Annotated in this window: 11 protein-coding genes, 2 tRNA genes, 3 rRNA genes and 1 pseudogene; 5 read left to right on the forward strand and 12 right to left on the reverse strand. The window is 38.1% G+C overall.

Annotated features, from left to right (window positions below; all coding sequences use genetic code 11):
* Positions 1-7: 7 nt before the first annotated feature.
* A pseudogene (locus tag M2306_RS09750) lies at positions 8-2,531 on the reverse strand (FtsK/SpoIIIE family DNA translocase).
* 152 nt (positions 2,532-2,683) lie between these two features.
* Positions 2,684-3,181 (reverse strand): thiol peroxidase, encoded by a 498-nt coding sequence (gene tpx, locus M2306_RS09755; protein ID WP_259190543.1) that lies wholly within the window; start codon positions 3,179-3,181, stop codon positions 2,684-2,686.
* Between the two features lie 244 nt (positions 3,182-3,425).
* On the opposite strand from tpx, the gene M2306_RS09760 reads away from it, so the two are divergent.
* Positions 3,426-4,490, forward strand: coding sequence for a 2,3-butanediol dehydrogenase (locus M2306_RS09760; RefSeq protein ID WP_259190542.1), 1,065 nt, complete (start codon positions 3,426-3,428; stop codon positions 4,488-4,490).
* A 79-nt stretch (positions 4,491-4,569) separates the two neighbouring features.
* Here M2306_RS09760 and M2306_RS09765 read toward each other — a convergent pair whose 3' ends face one another.
* Positions 4,570-6,021, reverse strand: coding sequence for an aminotransferase-like domain-containing protein (locus tag M2306_RS09765; protein WP_115089637.1), 1,452 nt, complete (start codon positions 6,019-6,021; stop codon positions 4,570-4,572).
* Between the two features lie 83 nt (positions 6,022-6,104).
* Between M2306_RS09765 and M2306_RS09770 the strand changes: the two genes are divergently transcribed.
* The 3 genes from M2306_RS09770 to M2306_RS09780 all read left to right on the forward strand — a co-directional run bounded on the left by M2306_RS09770 (position 6,105) and on the right by M2306_RS09780 (position 8,026).
* On the forward strand, positions 6,105-6,551 hold the full coding sequence (locus tag M2306_RS09770) for a GNAT family N-acetyltransferase (RefSeq protein WP_259190540.1): 447 nt from the start codon (positions 6,105-6,107) through the stop codon (positions 6,549-6,551).
* A 61-nt stretch (positions 6,552-6,612) separates the two neighbouring features.
* Entirely contained in the window at positions 6,613-7,341 is a 729-nt protein-coding gene (locus M2306_RS09775) for a YggS family pyridoxal phosphate-dependent enzyme (RefSeq protein WP_259190538.1), read from the forward strand.
* Positions 7,342-7,396: 55 nt separating this feature from the next.
* On the forward strand, positions 7,397-8,026 hold the full coding sequence (locus M2306_RS09780; protein WP_259190536.1) for a hypothetical protein: 630 nt from the start codon (positions 7,397-7,399) through the stop codon (positions 8,024-8,026).
* 38 nt (positions 8,027-8,064) lie between these two features.
* Here the strand turns inward: M2306_RS09780 and M2306_RS09785 are convergent, their stop codons facing one another.
* From M2306_RS09785 to M2306_RS09825, 9 genes are all read right to left on the reverse strand, one after another.
* The gene (locus tag M2306_RS09785; RefSeq protein ID WP_259190534.1) at positions 8,065-9,984 is read right to left on the reverse strand and encodes a polysaccharide biosynthesis protein; all 1,920 of its coding nucleotides are present in this window, start codon (positions 9,982-9,984) and stop codon (positions 8,065-8,067) included.
* A 900-nt stretch (positions 9,985-10,884) separates the two neighbouring features.
* A 5S ribosomal RNA gene (gene rrf / locus M2306_RS09790) occupies positions 10,885-10,994 on the reverse strand.
* Positions 10,995-11,110: 116 nt separating this feature from the next.
* Positions 11,111-13,989: ribosomal RNA gene (locus M2306_RS09795) — 23S ribosomal RNA — on the reverse strand.
* 122 nt (positions 13,990-14,111) lie between these two features.
* Positions 14,112-14,185: transfer RNA gene (locus tag M2306_RS09800), tRNA-Ala, on the reverse strand.
* A gap of 87 nt (positions 14,186-14,272) precedes the next feature.
* Positions 14,273-14,346: transfer RNA gene (locus M2306_RS09805), tRNA-Ile, on the reverse strand.
* Between the two features lie 71 nt (positions 14,347-14,417).
* A 16S ribosomal RNA gene (locus M2306_RS09810) occupies positions 14,418-15,935 on the reverse strand.
* The 16S, 23S and 5S rRNA genes sit together here with 2 tRNA genes alongside, the layout of an rRNA operon.
* Positions 15,936-17,323: 1,388 nt before the next feature.
* A complete protein-coding gene (locus M2306_RS09815) occupies positions 17,324-19,342 on the reverse strand; it encodes a S8 family serine peptidase (protein WP_236594055.1) in 2,019 nt (672 codons plus the stop codon).
* 125 nt (positions 19,343-19,467) lie between these two features.
* Positions 19,468-20,637 carry a porin gene (locus M2306_RS09820; protein ID WP_259189447.1) on the reverse strand — a complete coding sequence of 390 codons (1,170 nt, stop codon included), beginning with the start codon at positions 20,635-20,637 and terminating at the stop codon, positions 19,468-19,470.
* Between the two features lie 216 nt (positions 20,638-20,853).
* Positions 20,854-22,854 (reverse strand): S8 family serine peptidase, encoded by a 2,001-nt coding sequence (locus M2306_RS09825; RefSeq protein ID WP_310503492.1) that lies wholly within the window; start codon positions 22,852-22,854, stop codon positions 20,854-20,856.
* A 139-nt stretch (positions 22,855-22,993) separates the two neighbouring features.
* Here M2306_RS09825 and M2306_RS09830 point away from each other — a divergent pair, with 139 nt between their 5' ends.
* Positions 22,994-25,090, forward strand: coding sequence for a M3 family metallopeptidase (locus M2306_RS09830; RefSeq protein WP_259189449.1), 2,097 nt, complete (start codon positions 22,994-22,996; stop codon positions 25,088-25,090).
* Positions 25,091-25,110 lie beyond the last annotated feature (20 nt).

Raw genomic sequence — 25,110 nt, forward strand, 5'->3', positions numbered from 1 at the left:
CGTTTTCTTAGTTAAATAAGTCATTTTGTTCTTCTTGAAAGAAACGTTCTAAGGAGGTAATATCTGGAATCAGTACACTACGAGCTTTACTACCTTCAAAAGGGCCTACAATTCCTGCAGCTTCCAATTGATCAATAATACGTCCAGCTCGGTTATACCCCAACTTCAATTTACGTTGCAGTAATGAAGCTGAACCTTGTTGGGCAACGACAATAACTTCAGCAGCATCTCTAAACAGCGAATCTCTCTCACTAATATCCATCTCTAAAGCGGATCCACCTCCATCTTCTCCTACATATTCAGGCAATAAATAAGCATCTGGATACGCTTTTTGCCCTCCAATATATTCTGTTATTTTTTCAACTTCAGGTGTATCGACAAAAGCACATTGTACACGCACTAAATCATTTCCTTGGGTATACAATAAATCCCCTCTACCGATTAGCTGATCAGCCCCTTGTTGATCTAAAATCGTACGAGAGTCAATCTTTGACGTTACGCGGAACGCAATTCGCGCAGGGAAGTTTGCCTTAATAATACCTGTAATTACGTTTACCGATGGTCGTTGTGTTGCAATAATCAAGTGAATCCCAATCGCACGTGCCAACTGAGCTAAACGCGCAATTGGAGTCTCAACATCCTTTCCAGCCGTCATAATCAAATCGGCAAACTCATCAATCACCAAAACGATATAAGGTAAAAAACGATGTCCATTCTCAGGATTCAAACGTCGTTGCTTGAACTTCTCGTTGTACTCCTTAATATTTCGAACCATAGCATCTTTCAATAAGCTGTAACGGTTATCCATTTCGATACAAAGTGAATTTAAGGTATTGATAACCTTCGTATTATCTGTGATAATTGCTTCTTCCGAATCGGGTAATTTTGCTAAATAATGGCGTTCAATTTTATTGAATAACGTCAGCTCTACTTTCTTCGGATCCACCAACACAAACTTCACTTCGGCAGGGTGTTTCTTATACAACAAAGAAGCCAATAAAGCGTTCAATCCAACAGACTTACCTTGTCCTGTCGCTCCAGCCATCAGCAAGTGTGGCATCTTCGCTAAATCGACCACAAAAGTTTCATTGGAAATCGTCTTTCCTAAAGCGACTGGCAATTCCATTTCGGCACTTTGAAACTTAGGTGACGCAATTACACTGCGCATCGAAACAATCGATGGACTTGTATTCGGTACTTCAATACCAATGGTTCCTCTACCAGGAATCGGCGCAATAATACGAATCCCTAAAGCGGCTAAAGACAACGCAATATCATCCTCTAAGTTTTTAATTTTAGAAATACGAACACCTGCCTCAGGTACAATCTCATATAAGGTAACTGTTGGACCAACAGTTGCTTTAATCTGAGCAATATCTATTTTATAATTTCGCAGGGTCTCTACGATATTATTTTTGTTTTCTTCTAGTTCTTCTTGATTAATGGTAATCCCCCCAGCTCCATAATCTTTCAGTAAATCAATGGAAGGAAATTGATAGTTAGACAACTCCAACGTCGGATCAAACTCTCCAAAATCCTGTACCAACTGAGCCGCTAAATTCTCCTCTACCGTTCCCTCATCCTGTGCAGCTTCAATCACAAAATCCTCTGTTGAAGCAAGTTTAGGTTCTTCTTCTTTTTGTACTTCGCCTCCTTCTTTTTTAAGTGGCAAATTCAATTCAGAACTATGTCCTATGGTAGGTTTAATACTCTTATGGTCAATAGAAAAAGCAGAAGGCTGTGTTTCTTTTACACGAATTTCCTCCTCTGGTTGTATCACTTTATTTGTCTTTTCTTCTACAGGTACAATCGGTTCTTTTTTATCCTGAGCTGAAACTACAGTAGCAGCCTTATTCCCCTCTGGAGTTGGAGTCACCTCTTTATCAAAAGACGCATCATCTAACTTCGTACCGGGTGCAAGCTTAGAAAACTTCGCTGGAATAGTTGCAATAAAGTCTCTAATTTTAGTAGGCGATAATTTATAGCGGAATAAAAGGAAAGTCAACGTAATAAAGCTAATTAATAAAATAGCTCCTGCAGTTCCTAAGTAATCCGTTAAGTATAAATTAATCTCATACCCTACTGTTCCTCCTAAAAGAGGATTCGATTGCCAAAAGAAACCTAAGAAACTCCCTAATAAAATCATAGAGATCAGGTCCCAAAAAACAACTTTTTTAATTCTTTTTGAAGCTATCCCAAAAAAAGGCATAGACTCCTGTATGTATCAATAATTTAGCAAAGAAAAAAGAAGCTAATCCAAACCCTTGATAAATAAAAACATGGCCCAAATAGGCTCCTAATTTACCTAACCAGTTATTTACTTCTAGCTCTCTATTTCCTACATCGAGTAAATTACTTTGATCTTCTATTCCCGAAATAAAGTACGAAATAAAACTCAACGTAAGGGATATTCCCATAATAATCAATAGAATAGAAAACAGAAAACGCGAATTCTTTAAAATGGCTGTATCGTATTTTTTCTGTTCAAGCGGGGCTGTTTTTTTCTTTGTTGATTTATTTTCTCTTTCCATTTATACATTGCAATTGATAAGATAGGCTTTTACACTTGGCTCGCTAATGTAATAAAGTAAAAGATATCTTTAAAAAATGTGGCCGATTTTAAATAACAAATCGCTACTTTCTTTAAAAATATCTTTTTTTTACATGCGCTAATTTAATCCGCTTATAGGGCAGCTAAAGCTAATTCATAGTTTGGTTCATTTGCTGTTTCAGCAACTTGTTCGGTATATACCACTTTGCCTTCTTCATTAATTACAACAATTGAACGCGATAATAAACCTGCTAAAGGTCCATCAGCAAACGTTACTCCATAAGCTTGACCAAATGCTCCAGTTCTAAAATCAGACAACATAACAACATTATCAATTCCTTCAGCACCACAAAAACGAGTTTGAGCAAAAGGTAAATCCTTAGAAATACACAATACTACTGTATTCGGTAATTGTGCTGCTTGTTGATTAAATGTACGAACAGACATCGCACATGTAGGCGTGTCAATGCTAGGGAAAATATTTAAAACTACTTTTTTACCTGCAAAATCTGCTGTTGATTTTGTTGCTAAATCTACTCCAACTAATTCGAAATTAGGAGCCGCTACGCCCACACCTGGTAATTCACCTACTGTGTGAAATGGATTATTTTTTAATGTAACTGTTGCCATACCTTACTTTTTTTATTCAAACAAAAATAAGAAAAAATGCCCAACTATTTGCTTTAAATCTTGCGAAGTCTTCTCGCAAATCACAAGACAGGATACGGAAGATTCCAATATCATAGGTCTACCCTAAATTCTTCTCTGCTACTTTTTTCTTAAACCTCGTTAATTTATATACGTTTAACTACTAAGTAACCGACCATATGCTTCCTTTTTCCTAACTTTGATAGAAACACGTAAAAATCTACCTATGAAAACAATGAAAGCAGCACGTTGGTATGCAGCCAAAGACATCCGCGTAGAGGAAGTCACTATTCCACAACCTAAAACAGGTCAAGTTAAAATTGCCGTTCAATTTGCTGGGATTTGCGGTTCTGACCTGCATGAGTATAACCACGGACCTCAATTAATTCCCATGGATGCTCCTTATCCACTGAATGGTCACCAAGGCGTAACGACATTAGGCCATGAATTTTCGGGTATTATTGAAGAAGTTGGTGAAGGAGTTACCCATTTCAAAAAAGGAGATCGCGTAGTCGTAGAACCGATCTATAAAAACTTTGACAGTCCTTTTACAACTGCGGGACAATACAATTTAGGTGAACACCTTGGTTTTATTGGACTAGCTGGTGATGGCGGATTTGCAAATTATGTTGTCGTAGAAGATTATATGGTTCATCCAATGCCAACCTCGATGACTTTTGAACAAGGAGCTATGGTAGAACCGGCTGCCGTTGCTGTTTATGCTGTTATGCAAAGTAATATCCAATTAGGAGAAACAGTATTCATTTCTGGAGCTGGTCCAATTGGTCTATTGTGTACTCAAGCAGCTTTAGCAGCAGGTGCTAGCACTGTTATTGTAACCGATGTAGCGGAGAAACGCTTAGAAAAAGCAAAAGAAATTGGCGCAACCCATGTATTTAATGCTATGGATGCTGATTTACACCAAAAAATCAAAGCAGTAACTGATCAATTAGGCCCTCATGTATTTTTAGATTGTGCAGGTGTACAAGCCTCTTATACAACTGGTTTTAATGTAGTACGAAACGGAGGAACTGTAGTTCTTGTTGCTCTATTTGGACAACCTGTTCAACATGATGCTCTCCAACAAGTTTTACGCGAAATTACAGTCAAAGGCGTGATTGCGTATCGAAATATATTTCCACAAACCATGAAATTAATCAGCAGCGGGCAAATGCCAGTTGAAAAATTAATTACCAATAAAATCAGTTTAGATGAAATTGTCGATCGAGGTTTTGAAGCTTTAATCAAAAACCCTTCGGAAGTAAAAATCTTAATTGATATTGCTAAATAATAACAAGTGATTCGTCATGTGTGAAGCACTTCCTGTTTCACACATGACAATCAACTTTTTTATTTTGTACGTATTCGTTCTATTTCTTTTCTTCTATAATCTTCTTTAACAACAAAACCGCCTGTTCCAATTCCTTTTCATTCATTGAGGCAAACCCAAAGCGAAAAGCATTTAATTCAACTACCGCTCGCTTAATGGCCAATTGTGGATGGTTAATTAAATATTCAACGAGGTGCGGTTTTTTCAACACCAACCATATTGCCATTCCTCCTGATGGTAAAGCATACGTCACATGAGCTTGCAAATGCTCCTGCAACAACTGATCTAAATAATCTCTTCGAGAAAAATAACATTTTTTTGCTTTCTTGATATGTCGTTTCAACTCTCCGAGTTTAATCAACTCAGCTAACGCATTTTGCATATAACCATCAACACCGACATCAATTAGTTTCCTCAAGGCTACTCCTTGTTCAATAAAATTAAAAGGAGCTACCATAAACCCAATGCGAATCGATGGATCTAATAGTTTTGAAAAGGATCCGATATAAATAATATTGCCATTATGTGGACTACTAGCCAAAGGTAAATAGGGAGATGAGGCATAGTGATAATCATAATCGTAATCATCTTCAATAATAGCAAATGCATACTGTTGAGATAACTTCAATAGAGCAATTCGCCTTTCAATACTCATGGTTACTGTTGTAGGATAATGGTGATGTGGGATCACATAAATAGCTTTAATCGGTTGCTGTTCACAAATGGCTTGTACCTCTTCAACAACTAAACCGCAATCGTCAACCCCTACTTCAATTACTGTTGCTCCCGTTTGTTCAAACACCTTTGTTGCCATTCCATAATTGGGTTTTCCAACCACAACAACATCCCCTTGAGTCAACAATAATTGAGCAGCCAAATAAATACTCATTTGGGCACCATGTGTGATTAAAAGATGCTCTTTCTCAATATTTAAGCCTCGCGTTTCGGATAGATAGTCCGCCAAGACCTCCCGTAGTTTTAAGCTACCTTGTGCGCTGCCAAAAGTAGCATTGCGAATACTGTGCTTCTTTGACGTATACGAGCGGTAAATCTTAAGTAAATCATCAATAGGAGAAAGTCGTACATCTGGAAAACCATCGTCAATAATTACATCTGGTAAGATCGTAGTTGACTTCCGTTTAGGTGCAGTGATTTGCTTAAAAGGCAAATCAAAAAAGGCACCATACGATGATTCATTCGCCGCTTCGTCTGACCATTTTTTAGGCTTTAAATGTGGAATCTTTGCAGAAACAGCCACATACTTTCGCGGAACAGAAACAACCCAATCTTGGGCTTCCAATTCTTCATAAGCCGCTACTATTGTTTTGCGATGTACCCCTAGCAATTTCGCCAAATCACGTGTACTTGGTAAATGCGTATTGGCTTTGATAATTCCCTGGCTAATCGCGTTGATAAACGAAATAGCAATCTGTCTATAAATAGGAATATTACTTGTCCTATCTATCGTAATGATTCTTTCAAATGGCAACATATTGGACTACTAATTATAACTTATCTGGACCACAAAGATAGTCCTAATCTCTTATACTTTTGCCCTGTAAAATAAAAATAAAGATGAACTACACAATTAAAAAAGCAAGCTTAGAAGATTTAAAAGAAGCTTCGGAATTATTTAACTTATACCGTATTTTCTATCGTCAAGAAGCGGATTTACAAGGGAGTACAGCTTTCATCAAAGAGCGCCTACTCCATGGAGAATCTGATATCTTCTTAGCCATGATCGATAATAAGGCAGTTGGTTTCGTTCAATTGTACAAGCTTTTTCACTACATTAAACTACAAAAACAATGGTTGTTAAGTGACCTATTTGTACATCCTGACCATAGAGGAAAAGGATTGTCGGTTGCTTTAATTGACCGTAGTAAAAAATGGTGTGAAGAAACAAATGCTTGTGGATTAATGCTCGAAACTGAAAAAACGAACATCATTGGTAATAATCTCTATCCGAAATGTGATTTTCAATACGATGGAGTGCATAACTACTATAATTGGTGGAAATAAGTCTAGTTTGTTGGCGGAGTTTCGGCTTCGCCAATTTTGTTTATCTCTTAATTCATATCCTATGTTACACATTCAAGAAAACATCAAGTACATTTTACAACGCATTGAAAAGGCATGTATAGCTAACAATAGAGATCCTCAAGAGGTTCAATTATTATTGGCTACAAAAACCGTTCCTGCAGCGAGAATTCGCTTAGCTATTGAGGCAGGTCAAACCTTACTAGGTGAAAATAAAATTCAAGAGATAAAAGAAAAATACGACGATCTGCTTGACCTCAAACCGACGAATCACTTTATCGGCCATTTGCAAACCAATAAGATCAAAGACATCTTAAAATACGATGTGACGTGTATTCATTCGATTGATCGATTGGACCTTGCCACGAAACTACACCAGCGTTTGACTTCAGAAAATAAAATAATGGAGGTCCTAATTCAAGTTAATACATCAAATGAAGAAAGTAAATTTGGGATCGCTCCTGAAGACGCTTTAGCACTTATACAAGAGGTTGCTCAACTTGATACCTTGCGCATCAAAGGTCTCATGACCATTGGTTTATTTAGTGCAGATGAAGCTCAAATACGCCCTTGTTTCCAATTACTTAAAAATATACAACAACAAGCGAAGGAGCTGCATTTACCTAACGTTGAAATGAAAGAACTATCCATGGGAATGAGCGGTGATTTAGAAATAGCTATAGCAGAGGGAGCTACCATTGTACGCGTGGGAACAGCAATTTTTGGTGAACGTCTTTATCCTGATAGTTACTACTGGAACGAAAACAAATAGCAAAAACATACTTGTTTGGCATAAAAATTGTATTTTTAAGGTTAAACAAAAAAAGATGAAAAAATATTATTCGCACCTAGTATTCACCGTATTTGCCTTATTTATTCTTTCGATAACAACATACGGTCAAACGCAAAATTTTGGACAAAAAATAGGTGATTTGATGTATGAAATGACAGCAAGTCAACCCAACACAGAAAAGATTCAACAACTTTTACAATCCATGCCCATTGATAACAAAGAAGTAAAAATAGGCAACCTATCCTATAGTATTTTTGACGGTTTTGATGGAGATAAAATGTACTATATTCCTTTTACAACAGCTGAAGAAAGTAGATTTACCGTTGAACAATTAAAACAAAACAATAAACTGTACTTTGGTGTTCAATTTTTACTAAAAAGTGAATATACGCTAGACAGCAAAAAACAGGTTCACTATACCAACGCAAATTATGCGTACAATACCAATTATGAAGAACTAAGTCCGTATTGTACAACACCCATGAAATACAAAAATGGAAGTGGCAATAATCCCGAATCGCCTTTATTAAGCTGCGTATACACCAACCCCGATAGCAAAAAGAGAATGATGTATTGGGTTGTTTTTGAAAAACCCATCGGTGACACAAAAGGAAACACAATCAAAGAAATCAAATTCCAAAGTATAGAACTTTGGCAAAAATAACAAATAAGAAAGGCTATCCGAATTGGATAGCCTTTTCCTTATGCTTCTATCTGATCCAGAGAAGAATAAATCGAGTTCTGTGATTTAAACTCTGGTACAATTTGTTTCAATGTTGTAACTAAATACATCATATCTTTTTTTCGCTCTTCGTCCAAAACACCTTGGCATAGTTCTTCGATTGAATACTTCGCTGCAGTTAAATCTTGTTCTCTTACTTGAGCAATCATAATCTTCTCATGATGTGTCTTCACAGTATTTTCATCATTGGCTAAAAGTTCCTCAAAAATCTTTTCTCCAGGACGTAAGCCTGTAATTTTAATATCAATATCATCTGGATAAACCAATCCACTTAATTGAATCATACGTTTAGCCAAATCAATAATCTTCATGGATTTCCCCATATCAAAAACAAAGATCTCTCCGCCATTTCCCATAATTGAAGCTTCCAAAACCAATTGACAAGCTTCTGGAATAGTCATAAAATAACGCGTGATATCAGGATGTGTAACGGTTAAGGGCCCACCTGCATCTAACTGACGCTTAAAAAGAGGAATAACGGATCCGTTAGATCCTAATACATTACCAAAACGCGTCACAATAAAATTCGTTTTACTTGTATCTTTCAAACTAGAAACATAAATCTCAGCCGCACGTTTTGTAGCTCCCATAACATTCGTTGGGTTTACAGCTTTATCCGTAGAAACCATAACAAACTTATGTACACCAAAGGCAACAGATAAATCTGCAATGTGTTTTGTTCCTTTGATATTCGTATAAATTGCCTCATAAGGATAAGACTCCATCAGAGGCACATGTTTATATGCTGCTGCATGATAGACCAATTCGGGGCGATATTGTTTAAAAACAGCACGCATATTAGCCTCTTCTCGAATATTTCCCACTACATATACAATGCGGTCTTTAAATGCTGAAACCATTGATTGTTGCACATCATACAAAGGAGATTCTGCATGATCGATCAATATTAATTGTTTGAAATCAAATAAGGCAACCTGTCTTGCAATCTCGCTTCCAATAGAACCTGCAGCTCCCGTAATCATAACTACTTTGTCTTTTAGCTCGTTACCGATGATTGGGTTGTCTAAATTAATTGCCTTACGACCTAATAAGTCATCTATACGCAATTCCTTAATTTGTCTATTGGTATATTTTCCATTCAACCAATCGGTTGCTGGAGGAATAATCTTAATTTTTACGGGTAACTCAACTAAGTATTCAGCAATCTCATTCAATCGTTCACGTTGAATGTTCTGAATAGAAATAATTATATCATCAATTCGGTAATGCTGAACAAATTCAGTTGTAATATCTTTACTTCCGTAAATTCTATACCCTGCAATACGCTGTCCTACTTTTCTATCATTATCATCAATGAACCCAATAATCTGTGTGCGTACTTTTGTATCTGCAGCTAACGCATTTAAAGTAATCAATCCAGAATCACCAGCACCATAAATCATCACGCGTTTCTCATTGCGGACTTCCAAAATATAACTTCTGTAAAACTGGCTATAAAACAAACGAGCACAAACAAGAATCGCAGCAGACAACAACATATGCATCACAATAAATGAATAGGATTGTCTGATGTAATCATCCAATTGCTCGCCTTCAATAATTCCATTGCGTTGCAATGCCGCTGGAATTGTAATTAAAACGCTCGCAAATAAACAAGTAATAAAAACTAATTCGATATCCTTAATAGAGGTTTGACGAATTAAACTACGATATGGTTTTACTAACCAAAAACTAAGGACATAAGCTCCTAAAACGATTGGCAACTTAGAATAGAATAGTTCAATATCATAAGTGCCATAAAAATTACTTAAGAAAAGTAATGATATAAAATAAGTGAAAAGAATAATAAAGATATCGATAACGAATATAATTCCCCGAGGGATATCCCTTTTCAACCTACTTTTTAAACGCTCAATCATAGCAATATAAATGGATTTTTCTTCTTTTTATCAAAGATAGTACATTTTCGACATAATTTAGATAAAAAAAGCTGCAATTATTCTATATTACACAATAATTATAAAAAATATGTTAAACATCACAAACAAAGCTAATAAAATTCACAATATAAAATGCTTTTTGTATTAATACATAAAATATAAGACAAAACGTGAATTTTGAAAAATAAAAATATTTGTGTTTTGCGATTTTTTTGGCTTTTTGAGCGTTGCTTCTTTGCTTTTTTGTGGTGCACCTTTCATCACGATATTTTACTGCGATACGATATGTATCATGTTATAAGGCCAATTTTTTGAAGATTATCTTTTTGAGAGGAGGTATTTTTGTTTTTTCGCTTCTTTGCTTTTTTGTGGTACACCCTTCATCATGATATCTTACTGCGATACGATATGTATCATGTAAGAAGGCCAATTTTTTGAAGATTATCTTTTTGATAGGAGGTATTTTTGTTTTTTTGCTTCTTTGCTTTTTTGTAGTTGTATCGTTTATAAGGATATTTTACCGCGATACGATATGCATCATGCAAGAAGACCAATTTTTTGAAGATTATTTTTTTTGGGAATGCTTTTTTGTTTTTTCGCTTCTTTGCTTTTTTGTAGTTGTATCGTTTATAAGGATATTTTACCGCGATACGATATGCATCATGCAAGAAGACCAATTTTTTGAAGATTATTTTTTTTGGGAATGCTTTTTTGTTTTTTCGCTTCTTTGCTTTTTTGTAGTTGTATCGTTTATAAGGATATTTTACTGCGATACGATATGCATCATGCAAGAAGGCCAATTGCCATTGGCCCCTACGTCTTTCCAAACCGATATAAAACAAAAAAGCCTGACTACTTACGTAATCAGGCTTTTCAAAAGAAGGGCGACGACATACTCTCCCACCATGTGGCAGTACCATCTGCGCTAGCGGGCTTAACTTCTCTGTTCGAAATGGGAAGAGGTGAGCCCCGCCGCAATAACCACCCTAAAGCGGTTGTTATAAATTCCTCTCGGATCCTATAACTAATTCGGTATATTATAACGTAACAAATACTTATTTCATTTTAGAAAGTTGCCCTCCCTCTACTTATTAGTAGAGGGAGTACACATAAGCTTACGAGCTATTAGTACTACTTGACTATGACATTACTGCCTTTACATCTATAGCCTATCAACGTTGTCATCTTCAACGGCTCTTTAAAGAAATCTCATCTTGTGGTGGGTTTCGCACTTATATGCTTTCAGCGCTTATCCCTGCCCAACGTAGCTACTCTGCGATGCCCCTGGCGAGACAACAGATGCACTAGAGGTTGGTCCAATTCGGTCCTCTCGTACTAGAATCAGATCCACTCAAATTTCTAACGCCCACAGTAGATAGAGACCGAACTGTCTCACGACGTTCTGAACCCAGCTCGCGTGCCACTTTAATGGGCGAACAGCCCAACCCTTGGGACCTTCTCCAGCCCCAGGATGTGACGAGCCGACATCGAGGTGCCAAACCCCCCCGTCGATATGAGCTCTTGGGGGAGATCAGCCTGTTATCCCCGGCGTACCTTTTATCCTTTGAGCGATGGCCCTTCCATGCGGAACCACCGGATCACTATGCTCTACTTTCGTACCTGATCGACTTGTTAGTCTCCCAGTCAAGCTCCCTTATGCCATTGCACTCTACGCACGGTTACCAAGCGTGCTGAGGGAACCTTTAGAAGCCTCCGTTACTCTTTTGGAGGCGACCACCCCAGTCAAACTACCCACCAAGCAATGTCCTCTGCAGTGCAGAGTTAGATCTCAAATAAGCAAAGGGTGGTATTTCAACAATGACTAACCTACGCCTGGCGACGCAGGATCGAAGTCTCCCACCTATCCTACACATCACTTATCCAAGAACAATACTAAGCTATAGTAAAGGTGCACAGGGTCTTTTCGTCCCACTGCGGGTAATCGGCATCTTCACCGATACTACAATTTCACCGAGCTCATGGCTGAGACAGTGTCCAGATCGTTACACCATTCGTGCAGGTCGGAACTTACCCGACAAGGAATTTCGCTACCTTAGGACCGTTATAGTTACGGCCGCCGTTTACTGGGGCTTCAATTCAATGCTTCTCCGAAGATAACATCTCCTCTTAACCTTCCAGCACCGGGCAGGTGTCAGGCCCTATACTTCATCTTACGATTTTGCAGAGCCCTGTGTTTTTGATAAACAGTCGCCTGGACCTTTTCACTGCGGCCAGCTTGCGCTGGCGACCTTTCTCCCGAAGTTACAGGTCTATTTTGCCTAGTTCCTTAGCCATGAATCTCTCGAGCGCCTTAGGATACTCTCCTCGACTACCTGTGTCGGTTTACGGTACGGGTACTAATAATCTAAGTTTAGAAGCTTTTCTTGACAGCCCTTAGGCACACTATCTCGTTGTTCGAAAACGCTGAGTACTATCGCATTTCTCCATCCCCTACGCATTTTACTATAGGGAATATAGGTACGTGCTTCAACGAACTATTCCGTCAGTTCGCGGTGCTTTCATCACTGTGTCACTCCATCACAATTATTAGTAGTACGGGAATATTAACCCGTTGGCCATCGACGTCCCCCTTCGGGTCTGCCTTAGGTCCCGACTAACCCTAAGCTGATTAGCATAGCTCAGGAAACCTTAGTCTTACGGCGGGGGTGTTTCTCGCACCCCTTATCGTTACTTATGCCTACATTTTCTTTTCTATAAACTCCACCATATCTCACAATACGGCTTCTACGTCGATAGAATGCTCCCCTACCACTCACGTTTAAAACGTAAATCCATAGCTTCGGTAGTATACTTATGCCCGATTATTATCCATGCTCGATCGCTCGACTAGTGAGCTGTTACGCACTCTTTAAATGAATGGCTGCTTCCAAGCCAACATCCTAGCTGTCTGGGCAATCAAACCGCGTTTTTTCAACTTAGCATACATTTGGGGACCTTAGCTGATGGTCTGGGTTCTTTCCCTCTCGGACATGGACCTTAGCACCCATGCCCTCACTGATGATTATCATTAATTAGCATTCGGAGTTTGTCAGGAATTGGTAGGCGGTGAAGCCCCCGCATCCAATCAGTAGCTCTACCTCTAAGTAACTATGATCATCGCTGCACCTAAATGCATTTCGGGGAGTACGAGCTATTTCCGAGTTTGATTGGCCTTTCACCCCTACCCACAGGTCATCCGAAAACTTTTCAGCGTTAAACGGTTCGGTCCTCCATTTAGTGTTACCTAAACTTCAACCTGCCCATGGGTAGATCACACGGTTTCGCGTCTACCACTACTGACTAAAGCGCCCTATTAAGACTCGCTTTCGCTACGGATCCATGACTTAATCACTTATCCTTGCCAGCAACGGTAACTCGTAGGCTCATTATGCAAAAGGCACGCCGTCACCCCACAAAGGGGCTCCGACCGCTTGTAGGCGTATGGTTTCAGGATCTATTTCACTCCGTTATTCACGGTTCTTTTCACCTTTCCCTCACGGTACTGGTTCACTATCGGTCTCTCAGGAGTATTTAGCCTTAGCGGATGGTCCCGCCAGTTTCAATCAGGGTTTCACGTGCCCCGACCTACTCAGGATACCACTATCCTTATCTTCTCTTACTTATACGGGACTATCACCCTCTTCGGTTTACCTTTCCAGGTAATTCTAATTCAATCCGCAAGAAATATCGTGGTCCTACAACCCCAATATTGCCGTAACAACATTGGTTTGGGCTATTCCGCGTTCGCTCGCCACTACTAGCGGAATCACTTTTGTTTTCTTCTCCTCTGCCTACTTAGATGTTTCAGTTCAGCAGGTTCGCCTCCTATTCGGATACTATGTCTTCAACATAGTGGGTTGCCCCATTCGGATATCTACGGATCAAGTCGTGTGTGCCGATCCCCGTAGCTTTTCGCAGCTTATCACGTCCTTCTTCGCCTCTGAGAGCCTAGGCATTCCCCATACGCCCTTATTTTGCTTATGTGCTTACAATTCTTTCGAATCGTACTTTCTATAAATTTTTATTAAAATAATAATATTACTATTACTATCTAACTGTATTTGTCGTTACAATATGTCAATGATCGTTTTGAACTTGCGTTCTTGTGGAGAATATCGGAGTCGAACCGATGACCTCCTGCGTGCAAGGCAGGCGCTCTAGCCAGCTGAGCTAATCCCCCATTATAAGGTTACAGGTTAACAGTTTACAGTCAACAGTAACTTTCAACGGTTTAACTAACCTCTAGAATTTCCTTTGTAATACTTAGTAGTCCCGGGCAGACTCGAACTGCCGACCCCTACATTATCAGTGTAGTACTCTAACCAGCTGAGCTACGAGACTCTGTATATTACTTATTTTTTTTATTTGAACAAACAGCGAGAGTAAATAAACCAACCTCTTTTTTTCTCTAGAAAGGAGGTGTTCCAGCCGCACCTTCCGGTACGGCTACCTTGTTACGACTTAGCCCTAGTTACCAGTTTTACCCTAGGCAGCTCCTTGCGGCGACCGACTTCAGGTACCCCCAGCTTCCATGGCTTGACGGGCGGTGTGTACAAGGCCCGGGAACGTATTCACCGGATCATGGCTGATATCCGATTACTAGCGATTCCAGCTTCATGGAGTCGAGTTGCAGACTCCAATCCGAACTGAGACCAGTTTTTGAGATTCGCATCCAGTTGCCTGGTAGCTGCTTTCTGTACTGGCCATTGTAGCACGTGTGTAGCCCAAGACGTAAGGGCCGTGATGATTTGACGTCATCCCCACCTTCCTCACGGTTTGCACCGGCAGTCTTGTTAGAGTTCCCGGCATGACCCGCTGGCAACTAACAATAGGGGTTGCGCTCGTTATAGGACTTAACCTGACACCTCACGGCACGAGCTGACGACAACCATGCAGCACCTTGTAAATTGTCCGAAGAAAAGTCTATCTCTAAACCTGTCAATCTACATTTAAGCCTTGGTAAGGTTCCTCGCGTATCATCGAATTAAACCACATGCTCCACCGCTTGTGCGGGCCCCCGTCAATTCCTTTGAGTTTCATTCTTGCGAACGTACTCCCCAGGTGGGATACTTATCACTTTCGCTTAGCCACTCAGTCCGAAAACCGAACAGCTAGTATCCATCGTTTACGGCGTGGACTACCAGGGTATCTAATCCTGTTCGCTACCCACGCTTTCGTTCATCAGCGTCAATAAGTACGTAGTAATCTGCCTTCGCAATTGGTATTCCATGTAATATCTAAGCATTTCACCGCTACACTACATATTCTAATTACTTCCATACTATTCAAGTTTAGCAGTATCAACGGCAATTTTATAGTTAAGCTATAAGATTTCACCACTGACTTACTAAACCGCCTACGAACCCTTTAAACCCAATAATTCCGGATAACGCTCGGATCCTCCGTATTACCGCGGCTGCTGGCACGGAGTTAGCCGATCCTTATTCTTACGGTACCGTCAAATAATTACACGTAATTACATTTCTTCCCGTACAAAAGCAGTTTACAATCCATAGGACCGTCATCCTGCACGCGGCATGGCTGGTTCAGAGTTGCCTCCATTGACCAATATTCCTCACTGCTGCCTCCCGTAGGAGTCTGGTCCGTGTCTCAGTACCAGTGTGGGGGATCTCCCTCTCAGGACCCCTAATCATCGTCGCCTTGGTATGCCGTTACCACACCAACTAGCTAATGATACGCATGCCCATCTTTTACCGATAAATCTTTATTATATAAATGATGCCACTCATATAAACCATGGAGTATTAATCCGAATTTCTCCGGGCTATTCCCCTGTAAAAGGTAGGTTGCATACGCGTTACTCACCCATCCGCCGGTCTCTAGAAAGCAAGCTCTCTATACCCCTCGACTTGCATGTGTTAGGCCTGCCGCTAGCGTTCATCCTGAGCCAGGATCAAACTCTTCATCGTATATTTTTAATATTGTAAAAAGTTAGCTAGTTTATTCGTGATCCTAAAATCACCTTACTCTCTTTATTTTGTATGCTGTTGTCCAATATGTCTATGATCGTGTTTCAAACTCTCTTCTACTTAAATTTCGAAGCGAGTGCAAAAGTAAACAACTTTTTTGATTTGACAAAAAAAATTTAGATTTTTTTCTTTCCTTCTTTTCGTCATCCCTTGTTTACCAAAGCGAGTGCAAAAGTAAAAACTTTATTTGAATTAGCAAAACTTTTTTGAAAAATATTTTTTCATCCCTTTTCGCTAACCCCAGTATTTACTGAAGCGGACTGCAAAGATAAGACTCTTTATTTCGATTATCCAAATTTATTTTTAAAAATATTTTTTAGCTAATCTCAAGTCTTTTCTACTGCTTTTCTATGAACGTCTGCTTGTTTAATGCGGATGCAAAAGTAGCACCTTTTTCGCCACTTCCAAACTTTACGCAACCTTTTTTTAAAAGTATTTTCGATAATTGTCGCAACTCGCTATTATCATACACGTTACATCTAAAAGTTTTTTTGACTTTTTCATGGTTTGGGATCGCGTGGAGCGATGATGCTGCTTTTTTGCGTTTTTGCAAGGGGCGTTTTTGGGGAATGCATCAAGCAAAAGAAGGTTTTCTTTTGAAAAAAGTGTTTCGAGCATGGGGGCACATGGCCATTTGCCCGCGCCTATTATATAGGTGAACGCTTTTTTGCGTTTTTGCAAGGGGCATTTTTGGGGAATGCATTCTGATAAAAGAAGGTTTTCTTTTGAAAAAAGTGTTTCGAGCATAGGGGCACATGGCCATGTGCCCGTACGGGGAAGGGTATTTTCTGTTTTTATTCTCTCCTTATATATATAGGTAAACGCTTTTTTGCCTTTTCGCAAGGGGCGTTTTCGAGGAATGCATCAGGCAAAAGAAGAATATCTATTGAAAAAACATTTCGAGCATGGGGGCACATTGCCATGTGCCCGTACAGGCAGGGAAAAGATATTTTTTATTTTGATGCTCTCCTTATATATAGGTGAACGCTTTTTTGCCTTTTCGCAAGGGGCGTTTTCGAGGAATGCGTCAGGCAAAAGAAGAATATCTATTGAAAAAACATTTCGAGCAAGGGGCACATTGCCATGTGCCCGTACGGGGGAAAGATATTTTTTTGTTTTTTGATGCCTCCTTATATATATATACATATATATAAGGAGGGGCACATGGCCATGTGCTCCCTTATAAAAAGATAAAAATTTCTTTAAAAAAAGAATCAAACAACTTCGCGATTTTACAAAAAAACAAAAAAGCGAAAAGCAAAAAAGCGAAAAACAAAAAAAAAGGAGAGCACAGCTCTCCTTCTTCCTATAGTTGTTTAACTACTTGTTTATTTTTTTACAATACGCTCTGTCTTGTCAAAGCCATTGCCTTTTATTTTTACAAAATAAGTACCTGAAGACAATCCGCTCATATTTACTTCTACTTGATTTGAGGATAATGTTGGTAAACTTTGTACCAAACGACCTGTCATATCAAATACCTGAATAGACATCCCTTTTACATTAACCTCTTCTGGAATCGTTACATTCAACTGATCCACTACTGGATTTGGCCAAACAGCAAAAGATAAATCTGTCAATTCAAACTCTTCAGTAGATAAGTTATTGAAGTCATCACTCGTTAAAATAAGCGAATATTCTTGACTATTGTTTTCTAAGGTTCCTTTATGAGACACTTTAATTGTATAAGTTCCTGCTTCGGCACCATCAAACTCAATTTTCTCTATATTGTCTACATCATTATCTGCTAGTACTGCTATTAGATTATTGAAATCTTTGTTTAATCTCCAAGGCAAATACTCTACTCCGTCTTTATATACACGTAAATCTAAATCATTTACTAAAGAAGGATTATTTTTTGCATAATTTTCATTGTAGTTATTTCTACTTGCCTCACCGTACGGATCGGTCCAAGCTAAAGTCACAATAACTTTCCCTCCGCTTTCTTTTACAATGAACTCCTTTTCGTACGTTGCTCCTTGCATTAGTTCATTTTCTTCCAATAAAGCTAATCCTTCTTTTGCACCATTTAAAACCTGAACTCCAGCTTTTGCATTGATTAATCCCCATCCATAAATATGGTCAGGTCCTGATGCACTTCCTGCTTCATCAGCAGTATGTGCCATCAACGCGCGAATAGATGCCGATTTTAGTGGCATTTCTCTATTCTCCATTGCCCATTGTTGCCATAAAGCAATCACACCTGTTACTGCCGGAGCAGCCATAGATGTACCATCAAATGACGCATAAGCATCAGTTCTAGGCACGCCTGTTATAGGTGTTGGCAATACATAATTAGTCGAGAGAACATTTACTCCCTTAGCCGAAATATCGGGTTTAATACGAAAATCATTCGTCGGTCCATTACTGCTAAAAACAGAAATGCGCACACTAGCTGGATTTGTATAGTTAGCTACTTGATTCACTGCTGCGACAACAATCACGTTTTTAGCTACAGACCCTCCTAAAAGCATATCTGCTCCATTTTTAGTAGGATTCAATCGAGTATAATACTGTTGATCATTTCCAGCAGCAACAACGGGTTGATAATATTTATGATTACTAGTTACCCAATCATACCCTTGAGCAGTATCATCATAAGCACCAAAATAATTGGGTCCAACATATATTGTCCCATCATCACCGATTGCTGCCATACCATAGGAATGGTTTGAAACTAACAGAGCATTAGTAGTTGCCTCCTCATCCATTTCGTCATAATCATTATTCCAATCATAACTTACTACCTGAGCTTCAGGTGCAATTCCTTTTGCATTAGGATTTATTCCTTTTGCAGCAATCGTCCCTGTTACATGTGTTGCATGTGAACGTCCTCTAACATATCTAGTTCGTTCTGATTGACTCAATCGAGACAAATCAGGTAAATCATTTTTAAGTGCAATTCTTGAAGTTCCATTTACACCTTGTAATTCCACATGTGTATCTAAAGCTGGTTGACCATCCCATACACCAACTGTAACACCTTTTCCATCTAGATTTAAACCTAAACTACCTCCGGGAGCAATATCATTAACTCTTGCTGTTACGCGACTTCCTGCATTACTTGTAATATAATAAATATAAGTACCAAAATCATCTACTCGCTGTAACGAATAAACTCTACCATCTTCTGTAACACCTGATATTGGTCTATTATTGGCTTTTGCTAGTTCATGAGCTTCTATTTTTTGAGCCGTAAGCTTTTTTGCAATATTTACGTAACCTGCTTGGGCAACATTTTCTTTATAGCTATTCACTATTTTTCGCTTTTGCTCTTGATTTTGTGCTTGCACACTAAAACTACACAATGCAGCAAAGCTCAATACTAAAACAATATTTTTTTTCATGATATTTTGTTTAACTTCTATAGGTGTATTCATTCACGGGTGGAAAGGTAAAATTTTAATCTTATAAAAGTAAATGCTTTGGTTAATTTTAACAGAAAAATCAGTATCTTACTAGCTAATTCCTATTACAGCACCTGCAATGGGCTTATAAAGCCAATGCTAATGCGTCCAGTACTACTATTTACTTGTCCTAATGCTTCTTTTGCATAAGAAGAATATTGATACCAACGACCGATGTAAGCCGCATAAAATCGTAAGTTCAAATTTTTAAATGGACGGTATTGAACCATCGGACTTACTCCATAACTTGTGCGTATATGATTATTTTCCGTTTCACCAGCAACGTGATGTTGTGCATAAACATTGCTTGTCATCAAGGTTAAAGAAAGATACAATTTAGTATATACTTGATAATCTACTCTTGTCCAATGATCTATATAAGACACATCTTCAGCCATCACTGGTTTTTCTTCCTGAAACATAGAACTAATTATTCCACGCTTATCTAATGCATCATGACTATATTGGAAATCATACATCCACGTTAAATTTTTATGCTGATATTTATTCCCCAGCGCTATATAATACATCCCCTTATTCTTTGCTTGAGAGAAATAACTATAACTATAGGACGTTTGGAATTGATCATTCCAAAAACTTCCCCTCCAATTTCCTACGAAAGCCAACGGCGTTTTTGATTCTTCTAGACCTTGAGGGATAGCAATCGTTCCTTCTTGTTTTAGTTTATTAGCACTCGTATTGAGTATTTGTACATTGAAGCGATGCTTTGTAGTGACTTTATATCCCACTCCAAAACCAACCATATAATTTTCAGCATGGTCTAAGATATCATTATAAGCCAAGACCTCAATGGGATTTAAATCATATTCATAACCTCCCCAATCGGATGAAAGCTTACCAATAGTAAAATTTACCTTATCTGTTGCTTTTACATCAATGAAAGCAATGTCAATTGTAGAATTAACGTGGTCCAAGGTACCCGTTGTTGGCGCTGCAGTCATTCGATTTCTAAATCGAAATCCTACTCGATCATGCACTTTTGCACTTATATCAATACGCAATTCATTGCCATCAAAATGACTTGTTGTAGGTTTTGCTTTTTCTACATAAGAATCAAGCCCATATCGCATAAGAAAAACCAAATCAAAATCTTTGAGTAGATTTTGTTTGTTGACGGGGATTAAGGGATTATAAAGAGAATCATTTACACTCATTTGCTGTCCAAAAGCAAATGTCGACATTCCCACCAATACTAAACTCACAAGTCGTTTCATACCTTCATCATTATTTTAATTTTTAATTCATTTACTTGTGTTTTTATTAAATCATATACAGCTTTAAAACTGAATACCTTCTAAAAAAAACACAATTGATTAAAAATCAAATAACATGCCGTTTTTAATTTTTATTTCAAAAACGAATAAATCTTTAATGATTTATATGAATACTATACCGATAACACGATAAAATGCAAGCTTATTGTTTCTATTTTATTTTTTTAAAAATTTTACTTGTTGTTTTTTCACCTCACCTTGAATAGTAAGGAAATACATTCCACTAGGTAAAAAAGATACATTCAAACTCTGTCTATTCGTTGCTTGCATGGGTATTGTTGTTATATACTTTCCTGCTCGGTCGTAAATTGTAGCTTCTATTGCTGAAAAAACAAAGGCTTGTGGTATTTCTATATTAAGAATATCTCCCACTGGATTTGGCCAGGCAACAATTTTTTCTAACTCCTTGTTCTCGCTTGTCGATTCTAGAACAACTCCAGAATACGTATTGCCATTCACAATTAAGCTATAATCCTGCACTTGATTTACAAGTTGCCCTTTATGTGAGACCACAATTTCATAAACTCCTAATTCGGGATTGTCTATGTCAATTCGTTCAACATTATCTACCTGATTATCTCCTCGTACCGCCCTACTTAGAGTGTAGCCATTCGTAAGTTTCCATGGAAAATACTCAACCCCATCTTTATATACACGTATATCCAGGTCATTTACTAGGTTTTTAATCCCTTTGTCTTCTGAGAAATTCGCTTCACTATATGCTCCAGCAACATCTGTCCAACAGATTGTAAATGACAGTTGTTCCATTTCTTCCATTACTTTGATGCGTAGACTATTGGATTTCTTATTCAATAAGGTCTCTTCCCTAACAACTGCTTGTTTTTTATCCGCTGCATCTAATAATTGAATTCCATTCCATGCATGAATCACTCCCCATCCTGTTCTTGCATTTGGCCCTTTTTCGACAGCAATTGCTTCTGCACTATTTATCATAATACCCTTGATTGTAGCTGCTTTATATGGAAACTTTTTGTGATTCAGCACCCATTGTTGCCATAATAATAAGATTCCGGCAACAGAAGGCGCTGCCATAGAAGTTCCACTTAGTGTAGTATATAAATTATCCTTCTCAATTTCTCCATTGCTAAAACGATATTGATAAGCAGACGACAATACATCTTTCCCTATTGCAGCAATATCTGGCTTAATTCGAAAATCATTCGTTGGTCCATTGCTACTAAATTCAGTCTCATTCAGCATACCTCCTCCATATATCCCTACAGCCCCTACCACAATTGCATTCTTTGCATTCGCATGTCCTAAGAGCAAGTCCATGCCTTTCTTATCTGGATTAACTATATCTGCATATAATTTATCATTCCCTGCTGCTACAACAGGTTGTAAATAAGGATACAAATACGTCAATTGATCCAGATGTACCGCATCAATCGAATATGCGCCAAAATAATCCCGTGGCAAAAGCGGTTGTTTATTATCATCAATCGCCGCAATTCCATAAGAATGATTAGACACTAAAACACCTTGTTTTCCAAGATTTCCTAATTTAACCATATCATTCATCCACTGATAGCTCAATGCTTCAGCTTGAGGAGCCATCCCCTTAGCCTCTTCTTTTCTTCCTTCTGCCAGAATAGTTCCTACCACATGGGTAGCATGATTTCTTCTTCGTTCTATTGCTGCAAAAACAGTATCCCTTTCTACTATATTTTCATTCCAACTATCTAGCATTTTAACCCTTGATTGAGCCTGACCTCCAAATTCTATATGTCGAGCAAAAGCCAAATCACCATCAATAACTCCAACAACCATTTCTTGTCCTAATAGCGTATTGAACGCTTGATTAGTTGATTCACTCAATTGATTGACTCCACTAACCCCTCTTGAAATTACGTTGTGGGTTTTAAAGTATATTACTGCATTTCGCTCTACACGTTGCGCCTGATAATAATTAATCTCATCTGTAAATTGAGCCTTAAAATGAACGTTGTTCTTTTGATAGTCACGCAACTTTTCACGTGCTACAGCCTCCTCATTCGTTATCTTTTGCAAGGTCAACTTTGCTACATCCGTTGTGTATTGTTGTTGCAATTGTTGTCGAACAGCAAGGGATTGAGCAGATAAGCTTGCTCCTACTAAACAGAAAAGCATACTCAAAAGGGGAGTCATTTTAATCATAGCTTATATTTACGAGAATCAAAGAGTAATATCTTGACATTTTTTGATTCGAAAGTGAGGTTTAAATTTATAATAAATTAAGTCAATTACAATATATTTTTATCTTTGACATTCATTAAACCAAAAACTATTCTACCTTATGTATGTAAAGAAAGTGATTATAGGCGTTGCATTGGGCGCTGCTGTATTTTCCATCTCTTGTCAAAACCAGTCAAAATGGGATGAAACCAATGCTTTTTATCACGAAAGCGAACTACCTTACCATACGGCTGATTTTTCAAAAATAAAAAATAAAGATTTTAAACCTGCATTACTAGAGGGAATGCGTCAGCAAACAGAAGCTATTGAAAAGATAACATCTACTAGTGAAGAACCGACTTTCATCAATACGATTGAGGCTTTAGAACTATCCGGATCTCTTCTTACTCGAGTAAGCAATGTTTTTTATTTATTAACAGGAGCACATACCAACGATGAGTTAATAGCTATTAACAATGAACTTGCCCCAAAATTTGCGATCCATACGGATGGTATTTATTTAAATGACGCCCTATTTGAACGAGTAAAAAAACTATATGAAGATAGAACAGTCCTAGGACTTAATGAAGAGCAGATAAGACTTATTGATGTTTATTACGAACGTTTTTTACAAGCAGGAGCTAATTTAAATGCAGCGGATAAAGAACAATTAAAACAGCTCAATCAAGAAATTGCTACATTAACCAATGATTTTAGTGATAAACTTTTAGCTGCAACAAAATCAGGATCCATTTCTTTTACCAAAGAAGAATTGGAGGGATTATCTGAAAATGAACTGGCATCCCTGCCTCAAAAGGATGGAAAATATACGATTGATCTAAATAATACGACGCAACAACCCGCTTTAAGTCAATTAAAACGAAAAGAAACACGAGATAAATTATTCAATGCTTCGTGGATTCGCGCAGAAAAAGGAGATAAAAACGATACGCGTTCAACGATTATCGCTTTAACGAAAAAAAGAGCGGCCAAAGCGAAATTACTAGGTTTTGATACGTATGCGGCTTGGAGTCTTCAAGGAACAATGGCACAAAATCCAGACGATGTTTTTTCGATGTTGTCTAAATTAAGTCCTTATGCTATTCAAGCAGTAAAAGAAGAAACAACACTATTAGAAGAAGTAAATAAATCTGGTGTTGCCTTAACTGCAGCAGACTGGGATTATTATGCAGAACAAGTAAGACAAGAAAAATTCGCCTTGAACCAAGAAGAGCTAAAACCTTACTTTGAATTAGAGAAAGTACTCAAAGATGGTGTTTTCTTTATGGCAAAATACTTGTATGATATTTCTTACATTGAACGTACAGATTTACCCGTTTGGCATGAAGATGTCAAAGTTTATGAGTTCTTCAATAAAGATGGAAGTCATTTAGGATTATTCTATACGGATTATTTCCAACGCGACTCAAAACAAGGAGGTGCTTGGATGAGCAATATTGTAGATCAATCGCATTTAACCAAGCAATTACCTGTAATCTATAATGTAGCGAATTTCCCTAAACCAGCAGAAGGACAAGCTACCCTATTGACCTTAGATCAAGTGGTAACTTTATTCCATGAATTTGGACATGCGCTACATGGTTTATTTGCAAATCAGATGTATCCAACCTTATCGGGAACTAATGTATCCCGTGACTTTGTTGAATTTCCTTCTCAGTTTCATGAACATTTTGCTTTTGATCCTATTATCTTAGATAATTACGCCAAACATTACCAAACGGGGTATGTAATGCCACAACAATTTGCAGACAATATTAAAGCGGCATCTGGTTTCAATAAAGGCTATAGTTTAACTGAATTATTAGGCGCTACCCTGTTAGACTTAGCTTGGCATAGTATTGATGCATCAACTGAGGTTACCGATGTAGATCAATTTGAAAGAGAAGCCTTGGAAAAACACGGAATTTATTCAGAAATGGTTCCGCCTAGATATCGTTCTTCTTACTTCAGCCATATTTTTGGCGGTGGATATGCTGCAGGATATTACTCGTATAAATGGTCAGAAATGATTGATTATGATGCATACGCTTGGTTAATGGAAAACGGAGGCATTTCACCAAGAAATGGAGAAATTCTACGCAAAATGCTATTCTCTAGAGGAAATACACTTCCATTAGATAAATTATATCGCGATTTCAGAGGTAAAGACCCGAATATAGATGCTTACCTTAAGTATTCTGGTTTTACACAAGAATAATAAATCAGATTACTAAATAA

It is taken from the genome of Myroides gitamensis (genome assembly GCF_029894455.1).
Taxonomy (GTDB): domain Bacteria; phylum Bacteroidota; class Bacteroidia; order Flavobacteriales; family Flavobacteriaceae; genus Flavobacterium; species Flavobacterium odoratum.

Coding starts and splice junctions, on each gene's coding strand:
- M2306_RS09825 (WP_310503492.1), bottom strand. CDS start 22,854: ATGATTAAAATGACTCCCCTTTTGAGTATGCTTTTCTGTTTAGTAGGA.
- M2306_RS09770 (WP_259190540.1), top strand. CDS start 6,105: ATGAACTACACAATTAAAAAAGCAAGCTTAGAAGATTTAAAAGAAGCT.
- M2306_RS09780 (WP_259190536.1), top strand. CDS start 7,397: ATGAAAAAATATTATTCGCACCTAGTATTCACCGTATTTGCCTTATTT.
- M2306_RS09775 (WP_259190538.1), top strand. CDS start 6,613: ATGTTACACATTCAAGAAAACATCAAGTACATTTTACAACGCATTGAA.
- M2306_RS09760 (WP_259190542.1), top strand. CDS start 3,426: ATGAAAACAATGAAAGCAGCACGTTGGTATGCAGCCAAAGACATCCGC.
- M2306_RS09785 (WP_259190534.1), bottom strand. CDS start 9,984: ATGATTGAGCGTTTAAAAAGTAGGTTGAAAAGGGATATCCCTCGGGGA.
- M2306_RS09830 (WP_259189449.1), top strand. CDS start 22,994: ATGTATGTAAAGAAAGTGATTATAGGCGTTGCATTGGGCGCTGCTGTA.
- tpx (WP_259190543.1), bottom strand. CDS start 3,181: ATGGCAACAGTTACATTAAAAAATAATCCATTTCACACAGTAGGTGAA.
- M2306_RS09815 (WP_236594055.1), bottom strand. CDS start 19,342: ATGAAAAAAAATATTGTTTTAGTATTGAGCTTTGCTGCATTGTGTAGT.
- M2306_RS09765 (WP_115089637.1), bottom strand. CDS start 6,021: ATGTTGCCATTTGAAAGAATCATTACGATAGATAGGACAAGTAATATT.
- M2306_RS09820 (WP_259189447.1), bottom strand. CDS start 20,637: ATGAAACGACTTGTGAGTTTAGTATTGGTGGGAATGTCGACATTTGCT.